Genomic DNA, 21,931 nt, shown 5'->3' on the forward strand with positions numbered 1-21,931 from the left:
CTCCGCTATGAGAAGGTGCAACAATTCTTGTCATAAGTAATAGGTTGACTTTTTTTACAATGGGTAAAGTGAAAATCGTTATCCGTGAGTATAAAAGCAGCTGTGTTACTTCATGCTAGCGTTGTAGAGCCTGATAATAGCGAAGGCCGGCCACTTCAACTCCTGTGGGAAATGTTTGACCTGAAGATCCACTTTTTTGAGCGGGTTTTGCTAAAAAAGTTAGCTGAAGGACAAACCCCACGGAAAGAGAAGTGGGCAGCCGGAGTGGTGGTCAAGCAGTAGCTATTATTCCATAATAGCTACTAGAGGAAGCGTAAATCTGAGCATGTAGTGATAAGGACTGAGCGAATTTTGCTCAGTTTTTCTAATTTGCAGAACATATGCAATTGCTTATACGGAAAATATCTTATTAAATTGGAAGTTATATTGTACAAGGAGGGTTACTTGCGTAAATACATTCGTATGATATATATTGAAATTACTTTGTGAAGTGGGTAAGATAAATATTGATGTCAATTTAAAAATCGGGGGAAAAGGAATGTATTGGTATTACTTAATTGCTCTATTCATTATCGGCTTGGATCAACTAACAAAATGGATGATTGTTCGATCAATGGAACTTGGAGAACAAATCACGGTTATTAATAATTTCTTCTACATAACATCTCATCGTAATACTGGAGCAGCATGGGGGATTTTAGAAGGCCAGATGGTGTTCTTTTATATTGTAACAGCTATTGTTGTAGTAGGTGTTATCTATTACATGCAAAAACACGCGAAGGAGAGTAAGACCTTAGCAGTTTCGCTTAGTCTTGTATTAGGTGGGGCAATTGGTAATTTCATTGATCGTCTATTTCGTCAGGAAGTGGTTGATTTCTTTGATTTTATTATTTTCGGCTATGATTTCCCAATATTTAATGTAGCTGATTCTAGTTTAGTTATTGGTGTAGGTTTAATAATCATTGCAATGCTTATCGATGAAGCAAAGAAAGGAAAAGCAAAATCATGAAACCGTTAGAGCATACTATAACAGAAGAACAACATCGCGTTCGTATTGATAAAGTATTAGCTGATCTAAACAAAGATATGTCCAGATCACAGGTACAAACTTGGATAACACAGCAACTTGTTTTAGTAAATGGAGAAGTGGTCAAAGCTAATTATAAATGTCAATTGGGTGACCATATAGAATGGTCCATTCCTAAAGCAGAACCATTACAATTAGCTCCTGAGGCTATTGAATTAGATATAATTTATGAAGACAGTGATTTATTAGTCGTAAATAAACCAAAAGGAATGGTTGTTCATCCATCTGCAGGTCATCAACATGGTACACTTGTTCATGCGCTGCTATATCATTGTGAAGATCTATCAGGAATTAATGGAATAGAACGTCCAGGAATTGTCCACCGGATTGATAAAGATACGAGTGGTTTGTTAGTCGTGGCAAAAAATGATCAAGCACATCAGCACTTATCTAAGCAATTAGCGAATAAGGATATAAAAAGAAAATATCATGCTATGGTTCACGGCAATATTCCACATGAAAAAGGATTAATTGATGCACCGATTGGTAGAGATCCAAAAGATCGACAAAGAATGGCTGTTGTGGAAAATGGGAAGCCTGCGGTTACTCATTTTCAAGTTATAGAACAATTTTCCGATTATACACATATTGAATGTCAATTAGAAACGGGAAGAACACATCAAATACGTGTTCATATGAAATATATTGAATACCCGTTAGTTGGTGATCCAAAGTACGGTCCAAGAAAAACGATAGATGTAAACGGACAAGCTCTCCACGCAAAGGAGATCGCGTTTACACACCCAACCACTAAAGAATGGATGCATTTTGAAGTAGATTTACCTGATTATTTCCAAGAGTTGATTGACTACATTCGTAAAATGTATTGACAATCAAACCATGGTTTGTAATAATAAAACAGACGAATAAATATGATCCTTTAACTATAGCCCCGTGAGGCTAAAAAGGTTACGGAAATTGATGCAACATCGGAATCCAAATCCCTTTTCCTCATGGAGAAAAGGGATTTTTGTGTGCAATTTAACATATAAACATGTTGGGTCTAACCCAAATTTTTCTTATGATTGGTTGGTGGAAAAATGAAAAAGAAAACGGATATTTTAGATAAGCCGGCAATAAACAGAGCCTTAACAAGAATTGCTCATGAAATTCTAGAAAAAAACAAAGGTGGGGACGACCTTGTACTTGTAGGAATAAAAACAAGGGGTGTTCCACTGACCAAACGATTACAGGAGAAAATTAAACAAATTGAAACGATCGAAGTGCCAATCGGTGAATTGGATATCACCTTATATCGTGACGATTTAGATAAGGCCACGGAAGGTGAAGACCCGGATTTAAAGAAAACAAATATTCCAGCAGATATAACTGGAAAAAAAGTTATATTATTAGATGACGTTCTTTTTACTGGGAGAACTGTGCGAGCAGCGATGGATGCTGTTATGGACTTAGGAAGACCTTCGCAAATTCAGCTCGGCGTCTTGGTCGATCGTGGCCATCGCGAACTACCCATTCGAGCAGACTATGTAGGGAAAAATATTCCGACATCAGAAAAAGAGATTATTATGGTTCAATTAGAAGAAATCGATGGAAAAGAAGATACTGTTTCGATATATGAAAAATAGGAATTAACCTTCTTTAGAAAGTAAATGAATAAAAACTGTATACGAAACCTTTAATCAGATACGAGAGATCTGAAAGGTTGCCCAGACCTACGTGTGTTCTTCTCTACACGTATACCTCTTTGCGACCTTTAGGCAAAGAGGTTTTTTTATGAAAATTAAAAATATGCATGGATAAGGAGGAACTATGCGACATTTTTTTTCTGTGAATCAGTTAAAGGAAGATGAAATTATTCGCGTTTTACATCAGGCAGAACAATTACGGTTACAGCAACAATCATTTACGAAGCAATTATTCGCTGCGAATTTATTCTTTGAGCCCAGTACGAGAACAAAAATGAGTTTTATAGTTGCTGAGCGTAAATTGGGCATGGACGTGCTTGATTTTCATGCTGATTATTCTAGTACACAAAAAGGTGAATCATTATACGATACGGCAAAAACATTCGAAGCTATAGGTGCTAACCTATTAGTTATTCGACATCAAGCAGATTATTGGATGAATGAATTGAAGAATCAACTTAGTATCCCAATTATTAATGCAGGAGCTGGTAAAGCAGAGCATCCAACGCAGTGTATGCTTGATTTACTAACAATCTATCAGGAATTCCAACAATTCCATGGGATTAAAGTTGTTATTGCAGGTGATATATTGCATAGCAGAGTGGCAAATTCCAATGCACATACATTACGTAGGCTTGGAGCAGAGGTGTATTTTGCTGCTGCTGACGGTTGTAAAGATAACAATCTTGATTTCCCTTATCTGTCCATCGACGAAGCAGTAGAATGTTGCGATGTTCTTATGCTATTACGCATTCAGCATGAAAGACATCGGGAAATTTTCATAAACAACAAAGACTACTTAAGAAAATATGGATTAACAAAGGAACGGGAAAGGAAAATGCATCCGAAAGCAATTATTCTACATCCCGCACCAATTAACCGAGGAGTAGAGATTGATACGGAATTAGTAGAATGCGAACGTTCTAGAATTTTCAAACAAATGAACAACGGTGTGTATACACGTATGGCCATTATTAAAAAACTATTGCAGGAACGGGGGATTATCCATGAAACGATTGCTGAAAAACGTAAAAAAACTGTCATCAACGGGTGAACTAGAGAGCTGTGAGCTTCTCATTGAAGGTACATCTATTACAAAAATAGCTTCTAGGATAACGGAGAGAGCTGATCAAATTATTGATGGAAAAGGGAATCTATTGGCTCCAGGTTTTATAGATGTGCACATCCACTTACGAGAACCTGGTGGTGAACATAAGGAAACGATTTTTACAGGTACTAATGCTGCTGCTAAAGGTGGATATACGACTGTTTGTGCAATGCCAAATACGAATCCAGTACCAGATAATACGACTACTATTCAAAATATATTAGAAAGTATAAAAGCAGAAGCTGTGGTTCGTGTTCTTCCATATGCTGCCATAACAAAAAAACTGCAAGGTAAAGAACTAGTTGATATAAAAGAAATAGCCCAAACAGACATTTTTGCTTTCACAGACGATGGTGTGGGCGTTCAAACGGCGGATCACATGCTTCAGGCTATGAGGGAAGCAAAGGCATGTAATAAAGTAATCGTTGCTCATTGTGAAGATAATTCTATTGTCTATGGTGGTGTGATGCATGATGGTGAAGTTAGCAAACGTATGCAGATGCCAGGCATTCCAGCTTTGAGCGAATCGGTACAAATTGCAAGAGATGTACTGCTAGCTGAAGCAACTGGATGTCATTATCATGTATGTCACGTTAGTACAAAGGAGTCTGTCCGAATTATTCGCGATGCGAAGCGGGCGGGAATTCATGTAACAGCTGAAGTAACGCCACATCATTTATTACTTAATGAGTCGGCAATCACAACAGATGATGCGAATTTTAAAATGAATCCTCCTTTACGTGCAAAGGAAGATCAGCAAGCCTTATTAGAAGGATTGTTGGATGGCACAATTGATTTTATTGCAACAGATCATGCACCACATGCGAAGGAAGAAAAAGAACGTGGTTTTCTAGAGGCGCCATTTGGGATTGTCGGACTAGAAAATGCATTTTCTTTGCTCTATACATACCTTGTTCAAACAGGGAAAATTACACTCAAACAGCTTATCGATTGGCTAACGATCAAGCCGGCAGAAATATTTCAACTACCATACGGCAAGCTCGATGTTGGTAGTGTCGCAGACTTAACTTTAATAGATTTGAAAAAGTCATTAACCATTGATAAAGAAACGTTTTATTCAAAAGGTAAAAATACACCTTTCCATCAATGGGAGGTTACAGCTATTCCAGTTTTAACAATTTCGGAAGGAAACATAGTCTATGAGGAGGATCTAAAATGACGAAACGACAGCTTATATTAGAAGATGGATCGGTATTTGTTGGTGAAAGGTTTGGAAGCGAACAAGAAACAACTGGAGAAATTGTCTTTAACACAGGGATGACTGGTTATCAAGAAATTATAACAGATCCTTCGTATTGTGGTCAGATTGTCATGATGACATATCCACTGTCGGGGAATTACGGCATCAATCGAGATGATTTTGAAACGGTAACACCGTTTATTCATGGTTTTATTGTGAAAGAAGTTGCTGACTATCCTTCTAATTTTCGTAATGAGGAGACGTTAGATCATTACTTAAAAGCGAATGGTATACCTGGAATTTCTGGTATTGATACACGAAAGTTAACAAAGATTATTCGAAAATATGGAACGATGAAAGCTAAAATTGTGAATGCAGAAGTCCAGCCAGAAAAAGTTATCTCCCAGCTTAAAGGAATAACATTGTCGAGAAATCAGGTTTCACAAACATCAACGATTAAACCGTATGTGGTTCCTGGAAGAGGGAAACGAGTGGTAGTGGTTGATTGTGGTATGAAGCATGGAATTCTTCGTGAACTAACAAAACGTGATTGTCATATTACGGTCGTTCCTTATAACTATAGCGCAGAAAATATAGTACGTATCAAACCAGATGGCATTATGCTTACGAATGGTCCAGGAGATCCAAAAGATGTTCCAGAAACAATCAACATGATTAGACAGGTAATTGGCAAAATCCCGGTTTTTGGTATTTGCTTAGGACACCAATTATTAGCACTTGCATGTGGAGCAGATACAGAAAAAATGAAGTTCGGTCATCGTGGATCTAACCATCCAGTAAAGGATATCCGAACGAATCGAACATATATTACATCCCAGAATCATAGCTACGCTGTAAAACAAGCATCTTTAATACAAACGGATTTAAAGCTTACACAAATTGCGCTTAACGATAATACCGTAGAAGGAATTGAACATTCTATTTACCCCGCTTTCTCTGTACAGTATCATCCAGAAAGCTCACCAGGGCCAGAAGATACAAGTTATTTATTTGATTCATTCTTAAAAATGATGGAGCAGGTAAAAAAGGAGGAAAAGGTATATGCCTAAAAACACTTCAATAAAAAAGATTTTAGTAATAGGCTCTGGACCGATTGTTATTGGCCAGGCGGCAGAGTTTGATTATTCGGGAACACAGGCTTGTCAAGCATTAAAAGAAGAGGGATATACCGTATTATTGGCCAATTCTAATCCAGCAACGATTATGACGGATCATACGGTAGCTGATAAGGTCTATATGGAACCTCTAACGGTTGAATTTTTAACAAAAATTATTCGCACAGAACAGCCAGATGCTTTATTACCAACACTTGGTGGTCAAACAGGACTGAATTTGGCAGTAGCGTTGAACGAAACAGGCATATTAGCTGAATATCATGTAGATTTATTAGGAACATCCTTAGAGGCTATTCAAAAGGCAGAGGATCGTGAGAAATTTAGAAATTTAATGAATGAATTGGCTGAACCGGTTCCAGCTAGTCAGATTGTCAACACGGTGGAACAGGCTTGTGCGTTTGCGGAGGAAATTGGTTATCCAGTCATTGTTCGACCAGCCTATACGTTAGGTGGCACAGGTGGTGGAATGTGTAATAGTGAAATAGAATTAAAAGAAATTGCACGAAATGGTCTGGCTTTATCGCCTGCTAGTCAATGCTTGATTGAGAAGAACATAGCAGGATTTAAGGAAATTGAATACGAAGTGATGCGAGATAAAAATGATCAAGCCATTGTCGTGTGTAATATGGAAAATGTTGATCCAGTAGGCATTCATACAGGGGATTCCATCGTTGTTGCACCTTCTCAAACATTAAGTGATCGCGAGTATCAGCTATTACGAAATGCCTCGCTAAAAATTATTCGGGCATTAGAAATTGAAGGAGGATGTAATGTCCAGCTTGCAATAGATCCTAATAGCTTTCAATATTACATTATTGAAGTAAATCCAAGAGTTAGTAGATCCTCAGCACTTGCGTCGAAAGCTACAGGCTATCCAATTGCTAAAATGGCCGCTAAAATTGCTGTTGGTTTAACACTGGATGAGATTATTAACCCGATAACCGGCAAAACCTATGCATGCTTTGAACCAGCACTTGACTACGTTGTGTCAAAAATTCCTCGATTTCCGTTTGATAAGTTTACTGCAGGCGATCGCTATTTAGGAACACAGATGAAAGCTACAGGGGAAGTAATGGCAATAGGTCGTAACTTTGAAGAATCATTGTTAAAGGGCATTCGCTCACTAGATATTGGAACAGAGCAATTATGGCTAGCCAATTTAGAATGTACAAGTGATGATGAATTAAAACAGCGGTTGCAAAAGGCGGATGATGAAAGGATCTTTGTTTTAGCGGAAGCTTTACGTAGAAAGTTGTCTGTTGACGAGATATTTCAATTAACAAAAATAGATCGATTTTTCTTAAATAAGTTACAGCGTCTCATCATCATTGAAGAGAAATTAAAGCGTAACAAGCAGGAACCTTCCATGCTTTTAGAAGCTAAGCGCCTTGGGTTTTCCGATGCACATATTGCTCGTTTATGGGAGCAATCAGAGGATGATATATACAACTATCGAATCAAACAAAATGCTTTGCCTGTTTATAAAATGGTCGACACTTGTGCAGCTGAATTTGAATCGGAAACGCCGTATTTTTATAGTACCTATGAAGAGGAAAATGAGTCTATTCAATCTGAGCAGAAGAAAATCCTTGTACTTGGGTCTGGGCCAATTCGGATTGGTCAAGGGATCGAATTTGATTATGCGACGGTTCATTCCGTGTTAGCGATCAAGGAGATGGGATATGAAGCCATCATCATGAACAGTAATCCGGAGACTGTTTCCACTGATTTCAGTATTTCAGATAAATTATATTTCGAGCCATTAACATTAGAAGACGTGATGCATGTAATCCAGTTAGAACAGCCAGAAGGTGTTATTGTTCAATTCGGTGGTCAAACTGCCATTAATTTAGCGGCAGGACTTGAACGTCGAGGTGTGAAGATATTAGGGACAAATTTAGAAGCGATTGATCGAGCAGAGGATCGAGACAAATTTGAGCTATTAGTAGATGACTTACAGCTCTTAAGACCACAGGGGAAAACGGTGTTAAATATGGAAAAAGCGAGAGAGGTAGCTAACACGATTGGTTACCCTGTGTTAGTAAGACCTTCTTATGTCATTGGTGGAAGTAGAATGGAGATTGTTTATAATGACCATGAATTAGAATCATATCTTGCTAAGACAGATCATGTTGCAGACTCTCATCCAATCTTAATTGACAAATATATTACCGGTATGGAGGTAGAAGTTGACGCGATAAGTGATGGCGATACGGTTATCATCCCGGGTATTATGGAGCATATTGAACGTGCCGGTGTTCACTCTGGTGATTCAATAGCCGTGTATCCACCCCAACGAATAAGTGAATCTGTGAAACAAAAATGTTTGGATGCAGCTACTCGTATTGCCTATGCGCTTCAAGTTAAGGGGCTGATTAACATTCAATTCATTGTTTGTGATCAAGCGGTATACGTACTTGAAGTAAACCCAAGAGCAAGTAGAACAATTCCATTCTTAAGTAAGATCACTGGTGTAACGATGGCAAATATTGCTACGAAATGTATACTTGGGGAAAAGCTTCAGGAGATGGGCTACGTAACGGGAATCTTACCTGAAGACGATCAAGTATCCGTTAAAGTACCTGTGTTCTCGTTTGAGAAGCTTCGTAGTGTTGATACCATTTTAGGTCCAGAAATGAAGTCTACTGGTGAAGCCATCGGTTATGATAAGACATTAGAAAAAGCATTATATAAAGGGCTTATCGCATCAGGAATTAAATTACCACAAGAGGGAGCAGTGCTATTAACGGTTGCTGATAAAGATAAACAGGAGATGCTTGGAAATGCAGAGCGATTTCATCAATTAGGCTTTCAATTATACGCTACCGAAGGAACTGCAGCTTATATTCGAGATGCTGGAATACCAGTTACTAAAGTAGAAAAAATTGGTGCAGAGAAACCAAATGTCCTTTCGATTATTGAAAATGGGGAAGTACAATATGTAATCAATACGTTAACTTCAGGACAGCAGCCACGTTCAGATGGATTTAGAATTCGTAGAGAATCTGTGGAACATGGTATTGCTTGTTTAACAAATTTAGATACTGCAAATGCAATCCTTAATGTAATAGAATCTATGACATTTCAAGCTAAACCGATGCAGCAAAAAGAGGTTGTCATCTTATGATGCGTAAAGAGAACATGGTTATTTTAAAGAAAAGCCCCATAGCGCAAGATACCATCGAAATGGTGCTTGAGAACAAATATATAAGCAATACAGCAGTGCCTGGACAATTTTTGCACCTACAGTTGAAAGGGCATATGCTAAGACGCCCAATATCTATATCTCAGGTTGATGAACATGCGGAAACAGTCACGATTCTTTTTAAAGTTGTTGGTAGTGGTACGAAAGAATTAGCTTCCTATCCCATTGGAAATTCCATCGATGTACTTGGTCCAAGCGGAAATGGTTTTCCGCTTGAACCTAAAGCTAATTCAACAATTCTTATTATAGGAGGCGGTATCGGTGTACCTCCACTCTACTATTTGGCACGAAAATTAAAAGAGCAACAGGTGAATATTGTCTCTGTATTAGGCTTCCAAACCAAAGAGAGTGTGTTCTATGAAGAAAAATTTGCTGAACTCGGTCGGACAATTATTGTAACTAATGATGGCAGTTATGGTAGAAAAGGATTCGTAACCAACGTATTAGACGATGTAAGTAGTATTGATTGTTATTACTCATGTGGACCATTACCGATGTTACAGGCTATTACCGCTCAAATGGCAGGAAAACATGGGTATATCTCTTTGGAAGAGAGAATGGGCTGTGGAGTAGGCGCTTGCTTTGCTTGTGTCATTCCTACAGATGATTGCGGAGGCTATAAAAAGATTTGCAAAGATGGTCCTGTATTTCCTGCACAGGAGGTGCAACTAGTATGAGCTTGGCGATTGAATTACCTGGTTTATCATTAAAAAATCCAATTATGCCTGCTTCGGGATGCTTTGGGTTTGGTAGAGAATATAGTCAATTTTATGACTTGAACAAATTAGGTGCCATCGTTATGAAAGCTGCCACAATGGAACCTAGATTTGGGAACCCAACTCCACGAGTCGCCGAAACAGCAGCTGGGATGTTGAATGCCATTGGATTACAGAACCCTGGTGTTAGTAGCATTATAGAAAATGAAGTGCCTTTTTTAGCAAGCTTCTCCACACCAATCATCGCAAATATTGCTGGTAGTACGTTAGAAGAATACGTAGAAGTAGCAAAAGCATTTAATGAAGCAGGTGACGTTACTGCCTTAGAACTGAATATTTCCTGCCCAAATGTTAAGGAGGGCGGGATCCAGTTTGGAACAGATCCAAAGATGGCAGCAAAGGTAACAGAACGTGTTAAAAAGGCAAGTAATCTACCTGTCTATGTTAAACTCTCACCAAATGTATCAGATATTGGGACAATGGCAAAAGCAGTAGAATTAGCTGGAGCCGATGGGTTATCGATGATAAATACACTTACTGGAATGCAAATGCATTTATCTGCAAAACGTCCTTTACTGGCAAATAAAACGGGAGGGTTATCTGGACCAGCAATTAAACCAGTAGCGATACGAATGATTTATGAAGTAAAAAAGCAAGTCAATATTCCAATAATTGGGATGGGAGGAGTAGTAAACGCGGAAGATGCTCTTGAGTTTTTATTAGCGGGAGCTAGTGCGGTGGCTGTAGGTACGGCAAATTTTCAAAACCCTTATGTCTGTATAGAAATTATCGAACAACTACCAAAAACATTAGCTGCGTATGGTTTTAATTCCGTAAATGATGCAATTGGAAAGGGGATATGTTCATGAAGACACCAATATATCTTGCATTGGATTTTCCCAATTGGGAACAAACGAAAACGTTTCTTGAACAAAATGATTTACATGGTGTACCAGTAAAGGTTGGTATGGAGTTATTTTATAAAGAAGGGCCCATCCTTATCGAACGATTAAAAGAAAATGGACATGCTATCTTTCTTGATCTAAAGCTTCATGACATTCCAACAACGGTGATGCGTGCTATGGAAAATATTGCTAAGCTGGAAATAGATATGGTAAATGTTCATGCCCTTGGAGGCAGTGAGATGATCAAACTGGCCAAGGAAGGGCTTATAAATGGCAATCCAAATTTCCAAACGAAATTGCTCGCAGTAACCATTCTAACCTCGATGGATCAATCGATAATGAATCAGGAAATGCTACTTTCAGGTGATGTAGAAGCAAATGTCCTTCATTTTGCAACGTTTGCTAAACAGTTTGGGGCTGACGGAGTTGTCTGTTCTGTACTTGAGGCGAAGGCTGTGAAGGAACAATGCGGGACTTCGTTTCTAACCGTAACTCCAGGAATTAGGCTCACTAATACCGATAATAATGATCAAAAACGAATTGCAACACCTTCTTTCGCCAGAGGTAACGGGTCAGACTTTATTGTTGTGGGTAGAACCATTACAAAAGCAGATAATCCAAATAAAGCATATAAACAATTAAAAGAGGAGTGGAAAAATGCAGGAGCATGACCACATCGTACGTGAATTACTAAGAATCAAAGCTGTACAAATAAAAACAGATGGGTATTTTACTTGGACTTCTGGTATACAGTCGCCAATTTACTGTGATAATCGTCTAACCATGTCTTATCCTGAAGTACGCAAACAGATTACCACATCCTTTATTAAACGAATGAATGATTTGCAAATAAAGCCTGATATGATTGCTGGATGTGCTACTGCTGGAATACCACATGCAGCTTGGTTAGCAGATGAATTAAACCTACCGATGATCTATGTTCGATCAAAACCAAAAGGTCATGGAAAAGGTAATCAGATTGAAGGCGAATTAGAGTCTGGTAAACAGGTGCTTGTTATTGAGGACCTCATTTCCACTGGTGGTTCTTCGATTGAAGCTGCGCAAGCAATTGAAAAAAATGGTGGAAAGGTTTGTTCTGTATTTGCTATTTTCACCTATGGATTAGCTACTGCAGAAACAGCTTTTACTGAAGCGGGTTTTTCCCACCATACCATTACGGGCTTTGATCAATTAGTGAATGCGCTACTATTAGATAAAGAAATTACAGAAAATGAAAAGCAAAAGTTATTAAAATGGAGAGAGGACTTGGGGAAAATCAATAGTCGTTTTAATAGCTAAAGTGTTCCTTATGTTATAAGTCTAACATATTGTTAATTGATTGCAGAAAGGGTTAGGGACGAACCTAAAATAGTTAACTCAAAAGCCGTGAAACAAAAATAAATGTTGATACGAAGCGCGGTCAAAGGACATAGACTCCCACGGGTACGGCCTCAGCTACTTTGGTAAAGAAAAACACGTGGATCTTCGGACTCGTGCTGTTTTCGCTGGATAAGGAAGGCTTCAGCAGGGATACATCGTAGCAGAAAAAGCGTTCTTTTTCAAGGAGTCTCGTATATTTTAGGTGCTATATTAATTATTTTATCAAAGAACGAATGATAATTAATTTGAAATAATTTTCATTCGTTTTTGATTGTTTCTTCATTACTTTTGTCTCAGCCTCTCTTACTGCCAGTTATAGGCTATATGCGGGATAAAAAGGTCTTTAGGCCTTTCTTATAAGTTAAGAAAGTATAAAATCAGTGCAATGACTGCGTTAAACCAAGTAGTTATTTTGAAATGTTTGATGTATATTGGCAATGCTCCGACTAATTACTTCGCTTTCCGCGGGCACGGCCTCAACTAACTTTGCAAAGAAGAACACGTTGCAAAGTGGATTTTCGGCTCGCGCTAATCCCGCAGGAGTCTATGTAATTAGTCTCCGCTATGAGAAGGTGCAACAATTCTTGTCATAAGTAATAGGTTGACTTTTTTTACAATGGCTAAAGTGAAAATCGTTATCCGTGAGTATAAAAGCAGCTGTGTTACTTCATGCTAGCGTTGTAGAGCCTGATAATAGCGAAGGCCGGCCACTTCAACTCCTGTGGGAAATGTTTGACCTGAAGATCCACTTTTTTGAGCGGGTTTTGCTCAAAAAAGTTAGCTGAAGGACAAACCCCACGGAAAGGGAAGTGGGCAGCCGGAGTGGTGGTCAAGCAGTAGCTATTATTCCATAATAGCTAGCTAGAGGAAGCGTAAATCTGAGCATTTAGTGATAAGGACTGAGCGAATTTTGCTCAGTTTTTTATAATAGTTTAGGAAACTATACAATTTGCCCATGTGTATAATTATGGACGTGTTGAGCCAGCACCTAGAAACGAGGCTAATTCATAAATCGTCCTCATCTAAGTCATCGTTGGCTTGCAAGCTCACCGTGTTTCCTTTATCTCCGTTGACTCGCTCCAGTCGCTACGTTTCTAATCGGGCGCTTGCCTTTTTGTTCTTGAATGAAAAAGTTAAGATTTGTTTGTCCTCAATAGATACAACTATTAAAGTTAAAAAGATCGACGTAGCGGAATGCTTAATAGTTTTACTAGAACCTACTACCTTAACCCTTATTGAACTACTTTTAAATAGGTCATAATTTGTCCAATAGCGCATACATTTACTAGTAAGCAATATAGAAAAGTGAGGGAAGATGATGGAGGAAGTATTGCGTTTATTCCCGGAACAAATAAGAAATGAAGTCAGTAGAAAAGTTGGGAGAAGGTGGGATGAATTAGAAGAAATTCGCTTACGGCTGAATAAACCTGTAGAGCTTATATTTCATGCAACGCATAAAACAGTCTATCATCCAATTCCAACTAAAGGTGATTTTGTTCACATGATTAATCAACTAAGTGAATTTTCTTTATATCGAATGGAAGATGAACTAAGAGAAGGTTATATGACGATAGAAGGTGGACATCGGGTTGGATTAGCAGGCAGAGTTAATACAATAAATGGCTCGGTTAAAGCAATTCAGTATATCACCTTTTTAAATATCAGAATTGCCAAAGAAAAGATAGGTGCAGCTTCAGAGGTAGTCCCATACCTCTATCAACAAGGTTACTTAAATACACTTATTGTTGGAGCTCCACAAACTGGAAAGACAACACTTATTCGTGATATTACACGCATTATCTCGTCAGGCTGGACGCATATTCCTCCACAAAAAGTAGGTGTTGTAGATGAGCGTTCAGAAATAGCCGCTTCGATTAAAGGAGTGCCGCAACATAATATAGGACCACGAACTGATGTGATGGACGCATGCCCAAAAGCAGAGGGTATGATGATGATGATACGTTCGATGTCACCACAAATACTAGTTGTTGATGAAATTGGCGGTAAGAGGGATGTGGATGCTTTACTAGAAGCAATTAATGCAGGGGTAGTAGTGATATGTAGTATTCATGGACAAACACTTGACGAATTAAACCGTCGTCCTTCTATTCAAGCGCTTTTACAGCAAGAAATATTTCAAAGAATTATCTTGCTGGACCGTACCCCCTCTCCAGGAAGTTTTCAGCATATATATGATGCTTATGGAAATAGCATATTAAGAAAGAAAATGGGAGGGTAATTATGCAATGGATAGGGGCACTTCTATTTATAGGAACAACTACTTGGATTGGATTTGAATGGAGTAATCGACTAGCAAATCGGCCAAAGCATATAAGACAAGTTAAAAATGCACTACAAATATTAGAGGCAGAAATGATGTACAGTCAATTACCTTTACAAGATGCGTTTGAATCCATAAAAAAACAAACACCTTTTCCAATTCATTCGTTTTTTGACCAATTGTATAAAAATATGAATAAAGATAGTAAGGATTTTTATGTTGTTTGGCAGAAATCCTTAGACGATTTAATGGACATTTCCAGTCTAGGAAATAACGAAAAAGAAATATTATTACAATTTGGCCAAACATTAGGTCAGCATGATTTTCTTCAACAGCAAAAGCATATTCAGCTAGCAGCTAATCATTTAGATCGCGAGCTAGAAAATGCAAGGGATTACTATCAAAAATACGGAAAAATGACTAAAAGCCTAGGTGTATTATGTGGCATATTTGTTGTATTACTGCTTCTATAGTTGAAAGGAGTTAACCCGATGTTTACAGATGCTTCTATCTTATTTCAAATAGCGGGAATAGGGATAATTGTAGCCCTAATCCATACGATATTGAAACAAATGGGAAAAGAGGAAATTGCTCAATTTGCAACGCTAATTGGTTTCATTATCGTACTAGTTTTAGTAATAAACGGTTTGTCTGATCTTTTTCAGCAGATCAAATCCGTATTTCTTTACCAAGGGTAACATCATATGGATATTTTACAAATTGTAACATTGGGCATAGTAGCTAGTATTCTCTATATTATTTTAAAGGATATTAATCGAACATTTGCATTCTTTGTAATTGTCATCACTGGTGTCATCATTTTTTTATCCATTATTCAACAAATCGGTTCTATCTTTCAATTAATTCAAACACTAGGTACGAAAGCTCAAGTGGATGGAATGTATTTAGAAACAATTTTGAAAATTATCGGGATAGCTTATATTGCTGAGCTTGGTGCAAGTATCACCAAAGATGCCGGACTCGAATCTGTCGCTTCCAAAATTGAACTTGCAGGTAAAATATTTATTCTATTGCTTGCTGTTCCAATAATTACAGCTGTAATTGAGGCTATATTACGCTTTTTACCAGCAACCTAACATAACCCAGAAAGGAGTATTCATGGTGGATGAAACATCATAAAAAATTCCGTATCCTTCTATTTGCTTTGTTCTTTTTCTTTCTGGGACAAGCTACTATTTCAGCGAATCCGAATATTCATGATGTTCAAGACGGAATGCTAGATGACATCTCATTGGAAGGCGTACAGAAATATTGGGGGGAACTAGTACAAGATTACGGTGGTTATCTTCCTGAATTAGAGAAAACTAGTGTTTACGAATTTATTAAAGACCAGGGTTCGTTTTCGCTAAAAAATACATTAATAGGACTCGTAGAATTTCTCTTTCATGAATTGCTACTTAATGGTAAATTACTCGGTTCTCTATTCATGCTTACACTCTTTTCTATCATGTTGCAAACCATGCATAATGCATTTGAAAAGAGTACGGTGAGTAAAATAGCGTATTTTGTCGTCTATATCGTGTTAATTTTTTTAGCGTTAAATAGCTTTTATTCCGCAGTATCTTATGCAAAAGATGCTATTGATACAATGAGTAGCTTTATGATTGCACTTTTACCACTAGTTTTAGGTTTGATGGCAACTTTTGGAAATGTGGTTGCCGTATCATTTTTTCATCCAATTATTATCTTTTTAATTCACGCATGCGGATTATTAATTTCAACATTTATATTGCCTTTATTATTTCTATCAGCACTATTAATTATTGTAAGCAGTCTGAATGAAAATTATAAGGTTACCCATTTGGCAAACTTATTCAAAACGGTAAGTTTAGGTGCACTTGGTATCTTTTTAACCATCTTTTTAAGTGTCATGTCTGTACAAGGAGCGGCCAGTGCTATACAAGATGGTGTCGCTATGAAAACAGCGAAGTTTATTACAGGAAATTTTATACCTGTAGTAGGACGTACCTTCACAGATGCTGCAGATACGATATTAAGTGCGTCCTTACTATTAAAAAATGCGATTGGCATCGTAGGTGTTTTAATTATATTATTTATTGCACTATTCCCTGCCTTAAAAATTTTTGCAATTGCGATTATATATAAGATAGCTGCAGCAGTATTACAACCAATTGGAGATGGACCAGTCATCACTACCTTAAACACAATAAGTAAATACATTGTATTTATCTTAGCGTGTTTGCTAGCTGTATCATTTATGTTTTTTCTAGCAATTGTAATTATTGTGGTAGCAAGTAATTTGACATTGCTTTTACGATAGGGGGACGAACATGCAGGTATTAATCCAATGGGTAACACAAATAATTTTGTTTTTACTCTTAGCGGCTATTATTGATTTACTAGTTCCCTCTAATTCCATGAAAAAATATATTAAATTAGTAGTTGGTTTAATCTTAATTTTAATTTTATTAAAACCAATTTTTTATATATTTCAGATTGATATTAATCAGGCGTTAGAAGCCTCTGTAGCACAGTTTGAACAGGAAACTACGGAAGGAAAATCAATGGAAAATTTAATTGAATCACAAAAAAATGAAATAGAAGACGCACAAGATGCATATATTTTAGAACAAATGGCTGTCCAATTAAAAGAATATGCTGAACAACCACTTCAGGAAGAATATCAAGTAGAGATAACGGATATTAAGTTCCAATTTGGTAACCAACAGGAGATGACCTTCAAAAACTTGGATGAAGTCATTGTTTATCTAAGAGAATCAAAAGATGGGGAGGGAGCAGTGAGTATAGTTGATGATGTTGTAATTGATACGGACAACCCTGATAACACAAACGAAGATGAGCAGTTGGAACAAATACAAGCATTGTTAAGAGAGGTATGGGAGCTCGATAACAAAAAAGTAACGTTGCAATGGGAGGGAGGGGCACCTTGAAAGAAAAAATAGAAAAATTATTCCAAAAATCAGACGGCACAAAAAAGCACCCACCAAAAAAATTGGGATACATTATTATTTTAGCTTTAGCAGGTATCTTGTTGCTCATCGTTGGAAATATATTTTCTTCTTCACCAGAAACGGCTGAGGAACAGCAATTGGAACAGCAAATAGAACAACCAATGGAACAACCTGCCAAAGAAACTGCTTCAAACAAATCAGCTACTACCTCTGACATGGAAGAACTGGAAACGATTTATACAAAGGACCTACAGGAGCTGTTAAACAAAATAAAAGGCGTATCGGAAGCAGAGGTCATGGTTAATTTAGAATCTACGAATATTAAAGTCTATGAGAAAAACCTCGTGAAAGGGCAACAAACAACAAAGGAATCTGATAAAAATGGCGGTACAAGAGAAGTAGAAGACTCGACCGAAGAGGCACAAACTGTACTGGTAAGGCAAGGTGAAAAAGAAGTTCCGTTACTAATACAAACAAAAAAACCAGAAGTACGTGGTGTTTTTGTTGTAGCTAAGGGTGCTGACCATGCAAGCGTTAAAAAATGGATTGTAGAGGCAGTTTCTAGAGTACTTGATGTACCGACACACAGAGTATCCGTAATGCCAAAGAATTAAAGGAGGAATTATTTTATGTTAAAAAAACAAACAGTTTGGTTACTTACGATGTTAAGTCTGATGATTGTATTAAGTGTGTATTATATGACATCACCAGACAGCGAGGATATAGCATATGTCAATAATGGACAAGACAATGATGAGGAAGCTGTTCCAACAGATTCTAATGAAACGGAAGGGGATGCCAAAGTAGATGAAATATCGAATTTGGGAGAAGATCAACTTTTCACTTCACTACGAATGGAATTAGAAGATAATCGAAGTGCACAGAAAGAGCGGTTAACAGATATTGTAGCTTCCAGCTCATCTACGCCTACAGAAAAGGAACAGGCTCTTGAAGAAATTGATGTATTAGAAAATTTGTCTTCAAAAGAAAAAATTTTAGAGGATAGTATTTTAGCTTCCGCTAACTATGAGGATGTCTTAGTAAGAACGATGGAAGACGATGAGAAAGTTGTCGTTCAATTGAAGGTTGAGGAAAAGTTGCCTAAATCACAAGCAGTTTCTATTATGCAAATGGTTCGAGATGAAATAGGCTATGAAGACGTAGATGTATCATTTGTTCCGTCTGAGAATAGCCAAGCAACTGAAGAAAATGCAGATGAGAATAAGGAAAGTAAAGAAGATCAAGAGTAAGTAAACGAAGAGATCCGGGCAATAAACCATTGCTCGGATTCTTTGCTTTTGTCATGGACGAAGCACCCTTGTATTCGCTTTAATTATTGAGTATTGCTATAATAGAGAAGATATCGGAAGGTCATTTTTACATCTGTCTTTTAAGGTTAAACCTTGAAGTTTATATTGGACTTGTCGTAAAATATTAAGAGGAGTTATTAGTACCTAATAATAAGCTTGAAGACGAAAGGGTGCCAGCAGTAATGTTAAACGTACAAGAAATACAAGAAATTATAAAGTTAATTGATCAATCATCAATAGAAGAATTTACGTATGAAACGAACGGTACGACGGTTTCTTTGAAAAAATCTAGTCAAAAAAATCCTGTATCCGTTCAGGATAATCAAATACAGCCGACTACTAAGGTAGAGAACGTACAACAATCAGATGTAAAGGCAAATATTAAGAATGAACCAGTTGAAAACGAAGTTACATCAGAACAAAGTCAAGCTGTAGCTTATGATCATGAAATTGTATCTCCGATGGTGGGTACTTTTTACACTGCCCCATCTCCTGAAAAAGATGCGTTTGTATCAAAAGGAAGTAAAGTAGATGAGTCAACGGTTGTTTGTATTGTTGAAGCCATGAAATTATTTAATGAAATCGAAGCAGAAGTTTCAGGAGAAATCGTTGAAATATTGGTTGAAAATGGTGAGCTAGTTGAGTATGGTCAGCCATTATTCCGTGTAAACACTAAGTAAGGGGATGTAAAGAGTGATTAAAAAACTGTTAATTGCTAACAGAGGAGAAATAGCGGTCCGGATTATTCGAGCCTGCAAAGAATTAGATATTGAAACGGTAGCGGTTTATTCCGAAGCAGATAGTGAAGCACTACATGTTCAATTAGCAGATGAAGCATATTGCATCGGACCGAAGCAAAGTAAAGACAGCTATCTTAATTTCACCAATATAATGAGTGTTGCGATATTAACAGAAGTGGATGCTATCCACCCTGGATATGGTTTCTTAGCTGAAAATGCAGACTTTGCTGAGATCTGCCGAGCATGCAATATTACGTTTGTAGGACCAACTCCCGAAGCAATACAAAAGATGGGTATTAAGGACGTAGCTAGAAAAACAATGGACGAAGCAAACGTTCCAATTGTACCTGGTTCTAATGGTATTATTGAAAATGAAGAAGAAGCAAAAGTGGTTGCCAATGAAATTGGCTATCCCGTCATTATTAAAGCCACTGCTGGTGGTGGTGGTAAAGGTATTCGAGTAGCAAGATCGGAAGAGGAATTACTAAAAGGTATTGAGGTTACACAGAAAGAGGCAGAAACTTCTTTCGGTAATGCTGGTGTATACATTGAGAAATATATTGAAGACTTTCGCCATGTGGAAATACAAGTACTAGCAGATAGACACGGAAATGTTATTCATTTAGGAGAGAGAGATTGTACAATCCAACGAAGATTGCAAAAGTTAGTTGAAGAATCACCTTCTCCTGCGTTAACACCTGAAATAAGGAAGAAGATGGGAGAAGCTTCTGTGAAAGCTGCACGTGCTGTAGGTTATGAAGGTGCGGGAACTATTGAATACATTTTTGATCGGACAAGTAATGCCTTTTATTTTATGGAAATGAATACACGTATTCAAGTAGAGCATCCGGTTACCGAAATGGTCACTGGAGTTGATTTAATAAAAGAGCAGATTAAAGTCGCTAATAATGAAGAGCTATCCATAAAGCAATCCGATGTAACACTAGAAGGCTGGGCAATTGAATGTCGAATTAATGCAGAAAATCCATTTAAAAACTTTATGCCGTCAGCAGGAACTATTGAAATGTATTTACCTCCAGGTGGATTAGGAGTGAGAGTAGACTCTGCTGTATACTCTGATTATCGAATTCCTCCGTATTATGATTCTATGGTTGCGAAATTAATTACCTATGGAAAAACAAGAGAGGAAGCAGTTAAACGAATGAAACGGGCGCTAGATGAATTTGTTGTGGAAGGTGTTTATACGACTATTCCATTTCATCGTTTAATTATGGATCATGAAGTATTCATCAACGGGGACTTTAATACAAAGTTCTTAGAAGAAAATCCAATAGTACAAGACAAAACGGAATAAACATAGACTAAAAGGAGTGAGCAAATGAGTGAACAACCATTACTAAATGTGAGTGATGATCGTTTAGGAAAAGTAGAAATTGCTCCCGAAGTTATTGAAGTTATTGCAGGTATAGCGGCTACTGAAGTAGATGGTTTATACGCGATGCGTGGTAATTTTGCCTCTGGAGTGGCTGAAAGATTTGGTAAGAAAGCGCATAGTAAAGGGGTAAAGGTGGAATTAACAGATAATGGAATTTTAATCGACTTATTTGTTATTTTAAACTTTGGTGTATCTATCCCCCAGGTTGCACAAATGCTACAAACGAATATTAGACAGACGCTGAAAAATATGACAGCTTTAGAAATTGATGAAATTAACGTTCATGTTGTAGGGATACAAATGGAAGGAACAGACGATGTAGATGAATAAGAAGAGAGGTCAAAAGGAATATTAGATCCTTTTTTGACCTCTTTTTTTTGATAATTAGCATGGTATTCAGTCTTAATGTTGATTCTAGCATTGGTGATATAATCATGTTATGATTTGTAAGAGATATGTTAAAAGGAGCTATAAGCAATGAACAGACATACAGCAAGAGAAAAGGCATTTCAAATATTGTTTCAGTTAGATGTAAATGACAATAAACCAGCCGAGGCTATGGAGCACTTTCTTGAAAATGAGACGAAAGATGCCTTTTTAACCATGCTCGTAGAAGGTGTGGCAAGAAATAAGGAAGAAATTGATAAAATGCTTTCAGAGAAGCTAGAAAATTGGTCGATAGATCGAATAGCGTCTGTTGAAAAAACAATATTACGTATTGCTATCTTTGAAATCAGCTATGTAGAGGACATACCTGATAATGTTTCCATTAACGAAGCAATTGAGCTAGGAAATACATATGGAGATGATAACTCAGGAAAATTTATAAATGGTGTTCTATCAAAATTTGTTCAATAAACGAAGGG

At 37.3% G+C, this 21,931-nt stretch carries 25 protein-coding genes; all 25 read left to right on the forward strand.

What is annotated here, in order from left to right:
• Positions 1–84: 84 nt before the first annotated feature.
• The 25 genes from D9782_RS14250 to nusB all read left to right on the forward strand — a co-directional run bounded on the left by D9782_RS14250 (position 85) and on the right by nusB (position 21,923).
• Positions 85–282: a hypothetical protein gene (locus D9782_RS14250; protein WP_121605059.1), complete on the forward strand. Its 198-nt coding sequence runs from the start codon at positions 85–87 to the stop codon at positions 280–282.
• Positions 283–538: 256 nt separating this feature from the next.
• A complete protein-coding gene (lspA, locus tag D9782_RS14255; RefSeq protein ID WP_026680820.1) occupies positions 539–1,009 on the forward strand; it encodes a signal peptidase II in 471 nt (156 codons plus the stop codon).
• Positions 1,006–1,917 carry an RluA family pseudouridine synthase gene (locus D9782_RS14260; RefSeq protein ID WP_121605060.1) on the forward strand — a complete coding sequence of 304 codons (912 nt, stop codon included), beginning with the start codon at positions 1,006–1,008 and terminating at the stop codon, positions 1,915–1,917. Before lspA ends, D9782_RS14260 begins: the two co-directional genes overlap by 4 nt.
• A gap of 210 nt (positions 1,918–2,127) precedes the next feature.
• A complete protein-coding gene (gene pyrR, locus D9782_RS14265; RefSeq protein WP_121605061.1) occupies positions 2,128–2,673 on the forward strand; it encodes a bifunctional pyr operon transcriptional regulator/uracil phosphoribosyltransferase PyrR in 546 nt (181 codons plus the stop codon).
• A gap of 184 nt (positions 2,674–2,857) precedes the next feature.
• Positions 2,858–3,787, forward strand: coding sequence for an aspartate carbamoyltransferase catalytic subunit (locus tag D9782_RS14270; protein WP_026680823.1), 930 nt, complete (start codon positions 2,858–2,860; stop codon positions 3,785–3,787).
• A complete protein-coding gene (locus D9782_RS14275) occupies positions 3,741–5,021 on the forward strand; it encodes a dihydroorotase (RefSeq protein WP_121605062.1) in 1,281 nt (426 codons plus the stop codon). Before D9782_RS14270 ends, D9782_RS14275 begins: the two co-directional genes overlap by 47 nt.
• The gene (locus D9782_RS14280; RefSeq protein WP_026680825.1) at positions 5,018–6,112 is read left to right on the forward strand and encodes a carbamoyl phosphate synthase small subunit; all 1,095 of its coding nucleotides are present in this window, start codon (positions 5,018–5,020) and stop codon (positions 6,110–6,112) included. The genes D9782_RS14275 and D9782_RS14280 overlap by 4 nt, the downstream gene beginning before the upstream one ends.
• A complete protein-coding gene (gene carB / locus D9782_RS14285; RefSeq protein ID WP_026680826.1) occupies positions 6,105–9,305 on the forward strand; it encodes a carbamoyl-phosphate synthase large subunit in 3,201 nt (1,066 codons plus the stop codon). The genes D9782_RS14280 and carB overlap by 8 nt, the downstream gene beginning before the upstream one ends.
• Positions 9,302–10,060, forward strand: a complete 759-nt coding sequence (locus D9782_RS14290; protein ID WP_026680827.1) for a dihydroorotate dehydrogenase electron transfer subunit — start codon at positions 9,302–9,304, stop codon at positions 10,058–10,060. The genes carB and D9782_RS14290 overlap by 4 nt, the downstream gene beginning before the upstream one ends.
• Positions 10,057–10,968, forward strand: coding sequence for a dihydroorotate dehydrogenase (locus D9782_RS14295; RefSeq protein WP_026680828.1), 912 nt, complete (start codon positions 10,057–10,059; stop codon positions 10,966–10,968). Before D9782_RS14290 ends, D9782_RS14295 begins: the two co-directional genes overlap by 4 nt.
• Positions 10,965–11,675 (forward strand): orotidine-5'-phosphate decarboxylase, encoded by a 711-nt coding sequence (gene pyrF / locus D9782_RS14300; RefSeq protein WP_121605063.1) that lies wholly within the window; start codon positions 10,965–10,967, stop codon positions 11,673–11,675. The genes D9782_RS14295 and pyrF overlap by 4 nt, the downstream gene beginning before the upstream one ends.
• On the forward strand, positions 11,662–12,303 hold the full coding sequence (pyrE, locus tag D9782_RS14305; RefSeq protein ID WP_026680830.1) for an orotate phosphoribosyltransferase: 642 nt from the start codon (positions 11,662–11,664) through the stop codon (positions 12,301–12,303). The genes pyrF and pyrE overlap by 14 nt, the downstream gene beginning before the upstream one ends.
• A gap of 722 nt (positions 12,304–13,025) precedes the next feature.
• Positions 13,026–13,169 carry a hypothetical protein gene (locus D9782_RS22980; protein WP_162986404.1) on the forward strand — a complete coding sequence of 48 codons (144 nt, stop codon included), beginning with the start codon at positions 13,026–13,028 and terminating at the stop codon, positions 13,167–13,169.
• 533 nt (positions 13,170–13,702) lie between these two features.
• Positions 13,703–14,623, forward strand: a complete 921-nt coding sequence (spoIIIAA, locus tag D9782_RS14310; RefSeq protein ID WP_121605064.1) for a stage III sporulation protein AA — start codon at positions 13,703–13,705, stop codon at positions 14,621–14,623.
• Between the two features lie 2 nt (positions 14,624–14,625).
• Positions 14,626–15,138 carry a stage III sporulation protein SpoIIIAB gene (gene spoIIIAB / locus D9782_RS14315; RefSeq protein WP_026681122.1) on the forward strand — a complete coding sequence of 171 codons (513 nt, stop codon included), beginning with the start codon at positions 14,626–14,628 and terminating at the stop codon, positions 15,136–15,138.
• Positions 15,139–15,156: 18 nt separating this feature from the next.
• A complete protein-coding gene (gene spoIIIAC, locus D9782_RS14320; protein WP_026681121.1) occupies positions 15,157–15,363 on the forward strand; it encodes a stage III sporulation protein AC in 207 nt (68 codons plus the stop codon).
• Between the two features lie 6 nt (positions 15,364–15,369).
• Positions 15,370–15,762 (forward strand): stage III sporulation protein AD, encoded by a 393-nt coding sequence (gene spoIIIAD, locus D9782_RS14325; protein WP_026681120.1) that lies wholly within the window; start codon positions 15,370–15,372, stop codon positions 15,760–15,762.
• Positions 15,763–15,791: 29 nt separating this feature from the next.
• Entirely contained in the window at positions 15,792–16,967 is a 1,176-nt protein-coding gene (gene spoIIIAE, locus D9782_RS14330) for a stage III sporulation protein AE (RefSeq protein ID WP_026681119.1), read from the forward strand.
• A 10-nt stretch (positions 16,968–16,977) separates the two neighbouring features.
• A complete protein-coding gene (spoIIIAF, locus tag D9782_RS14335; RefSeq protein ID WP_026681118.1) occupies positions 16,978–17,598 on the forward strand; it encodes a stage III sporulation protein AF in 621 nt (206 codons plus the stop codon).
• Positions 17,595–18,233, forward strand: a complete 639-nt coding sequence (spoIIIAG, locus tag D9782_RS14340; RefSeq protein ID WP_026681117.1) for a stage III sporulation protein AG — start codon at positions 17,595–17,597, stop codon at positions 18,231–18,233. The genes spoIIIAF and spoIIIAG overlap by 4 nt, the downstream gene beginning before the upstream one ends.
• A gap of 15 nt (positions 18,234–18,248) precedes the next feature.
• On the forward strand, positions 18,249–18,869 hold the full coding sequence (locus tag D9782_RS14345; RefSeq protein ID WP_080668668.1) for a SpoIIIAH-like family protein: 621 nt from the start codon (positions 18,249–18,251) through the stop codon (positions 18,867–18,869).
• A 242-nt stretch (positions 18,870–19,111) separates the two neighbouring features.
• Entirely contained in the window at positions 19,112–19,609 is a 498-nt protein-coding gene (gene accB / locus D9782_RS14350) for an acetyl-CoA carboxylase biotin carboxyl carrier protein (protein WP_026681116.1), read from the forward strand.
• Between the two features lie 13 nt (positions 19,610–19,622).
• Entirely contained in the window at positions 19,623–20,984 is a 1,362-nt protein-coding gene (accC, locus tag D9782_RS14355; protein WP_026681115.1) for an acetyl-CoA carboxylase biotin carboxylase subunit, read from the forward strand.
• 24 nt (positions 20,985–21,008) lie between these two features.
• Entirely contained in the window at positions 21,009–21,395 is a 387-nt protein-coding gene (locus D9782_RS14360; protein WP_026681114.1) for an Asp23/Gls24 family envelope stress response protein, read from the forward strand.
• Positions 21,396–21,542: 147 nt separating this feature from the next.
• A complete protein-coding gene (gene nusB, locus D9782_RS14365) occupies positions 21,543–21,923 on the forward strand; it encodes a transcription antitermination factor NusB (protein WP_026681113.1) in 381 nt (126 codons plus the stop codon).
• Positions 21,924–21,931: the final 8 nt, after the last annotated feature.

The organism is Virgibacillus sp. Bac332 (assembly GCF_003667785.1).
GTDB lineage: Bacteria > Bacillota > Bacilli > Bacillales > Amphibacillaceae > Virgibacillus > Virgibacillus salarius.

Excerpts from the sequence above, each read along its gene's own strand:
- lspA (WP_026680820.1), top strand. The coding sequence starts at position 539 with ATGTATTGGTATTACTTAATTGCTCTATTCATTATCGGCTTGGATCAA.
- D9782_RS14260 (WP_121605060.1), top strand. The coding sequence starts at position 1,006 with ATGAAACCGTTAGAGCATACTATAACAGAAGAACAACATCGCGTTCGT.
- pyrR (WP_121605061.1), top strand. The coding sequence starts at position 2,128 with ATGAAAAAGAAAACGGATATTTTAGATAAGCCGGCAATAAACAGAGCC.
- D9782_RS14270 (WP_026680823.1), top strand. The coding sequence starts at position 2,858 with ATGCGACATTTTTTTTCTGTGAATCAGTTAAAGGAAGATGAAATTATT.
- D9782_RS14275 (WP_121605062.1), top strand. The coding sequence starts at position 3,741 with ATGAAACGATTGCTGAAAAACGTAAAAAAACTGTCATCAACGGGTGAA.
- D9782_RS14280 (WP_026680825.1), top strand. The coding sequence starts at position 5,018 with ATGACGAAACGACAGCTTATATTAGAAGATGGATCGGTATTTGTTGGT.
- carB (WP_026680826.1), top strand. The coding sequence starts at position 6,105 with ATGCCTAAAAACACTTCAATAAAAAAGATTTTAGTAATAGGCTCTGGA.
- D9782_RS14290 (WP_026680827.1), top strand. The coding sequence starts at position 9,302 with ATGATGCGTAAAGAGAACATGGTTATTTTAAAGAAAAGCCCCATAGCG.
- D9782_RS14295 (WP_026680828.1), top strand. The coding sequence starts at position 10,057 with ATGAGCTTGGCGATTGAATTACCTGGTTTATCATTAAAAAATCCAATT.
- pyrF (WP_121605063.1), top strand. The coding sequence starts at position 10,965 with ATGAAGACACCAATATATCTTGCATTGGATTTTCCCAATTGGGAACAA.
- pyrE (WP_026680830.1), top strand. The coding sequence starts at position 11,662 with ATGCAGGAGCATGACCACATCGTACGTGAATTACTAAGAATCAAAGCT.
- spoIIIAA (WP_121605064.1), top strand. The coding sequence starts at position 13,703 with ATGGAGGAAGTATTGCGTTTATTCCCGGAACAAATAAGAAATGAAGTC.
- spoIIIAB (WP_026681122.1), top strand. The coding sequence starts at position 14,626 with ATGCAATGGATAGGGGCACTTCTATTTATAGGAACAACTACTTGGATT.
- spoIIIAC (WP_026681121.1), top strand. The coding sequence starts at position 15,157 with ATGTTTACAGATGCTTCTATCTTATTTCAAATAGCGGGAATAGGGATA.
- spoIIIAD (WP_026681120.1), top strand. The coding sequence starts at position 15,370 with ATGGATATTTTACAAATTGTAACATTGGGCATAGTAGCTAGTATTCTC.
- spoIIIAE (WP_026681119.1), top strand. The coding sequence starts at position 15,792 with ATGAAACATCATAAAAAATTCCGTATCCTTCTATTTGCTTTGTTCTTT.
- spoIIIAF (WP_026681118.1), top strand. The coding sequence starts at position 16,978 with ATGCAGGTATTAATCCAATGGGTAACACAAATAATTTTGTTTTTACTC.
- D9782_RS14345 (WP_080668668.1), top strand. The coding sequence starts at position 18,249 with ATGTTAAAAAAACAAACAGTTTGGTTACTTACGATGTTAAGTCTGATG.
- accB (WP_026681116.1), top strand. The coding sequence starts at position 19,112 with ATGTTAAACGTACAAGAAATACAAGAAATTATAAAGTTAATTGATCAA.
- D9782_RS14360 (WP_026681114.1), top strand. The coding sequence starts at position 21,009 with ATGAGTGAACAACCATTACTAAATGTGAGTGATGATCGTTTAGGAAAA.
- nusB (WP_026681113.1), top strand. The coding sequence starts at position 21,543 with ATGAACAGACATACAGCAAGAGAAAAGGCATTTCAAATATTGTTTCAG.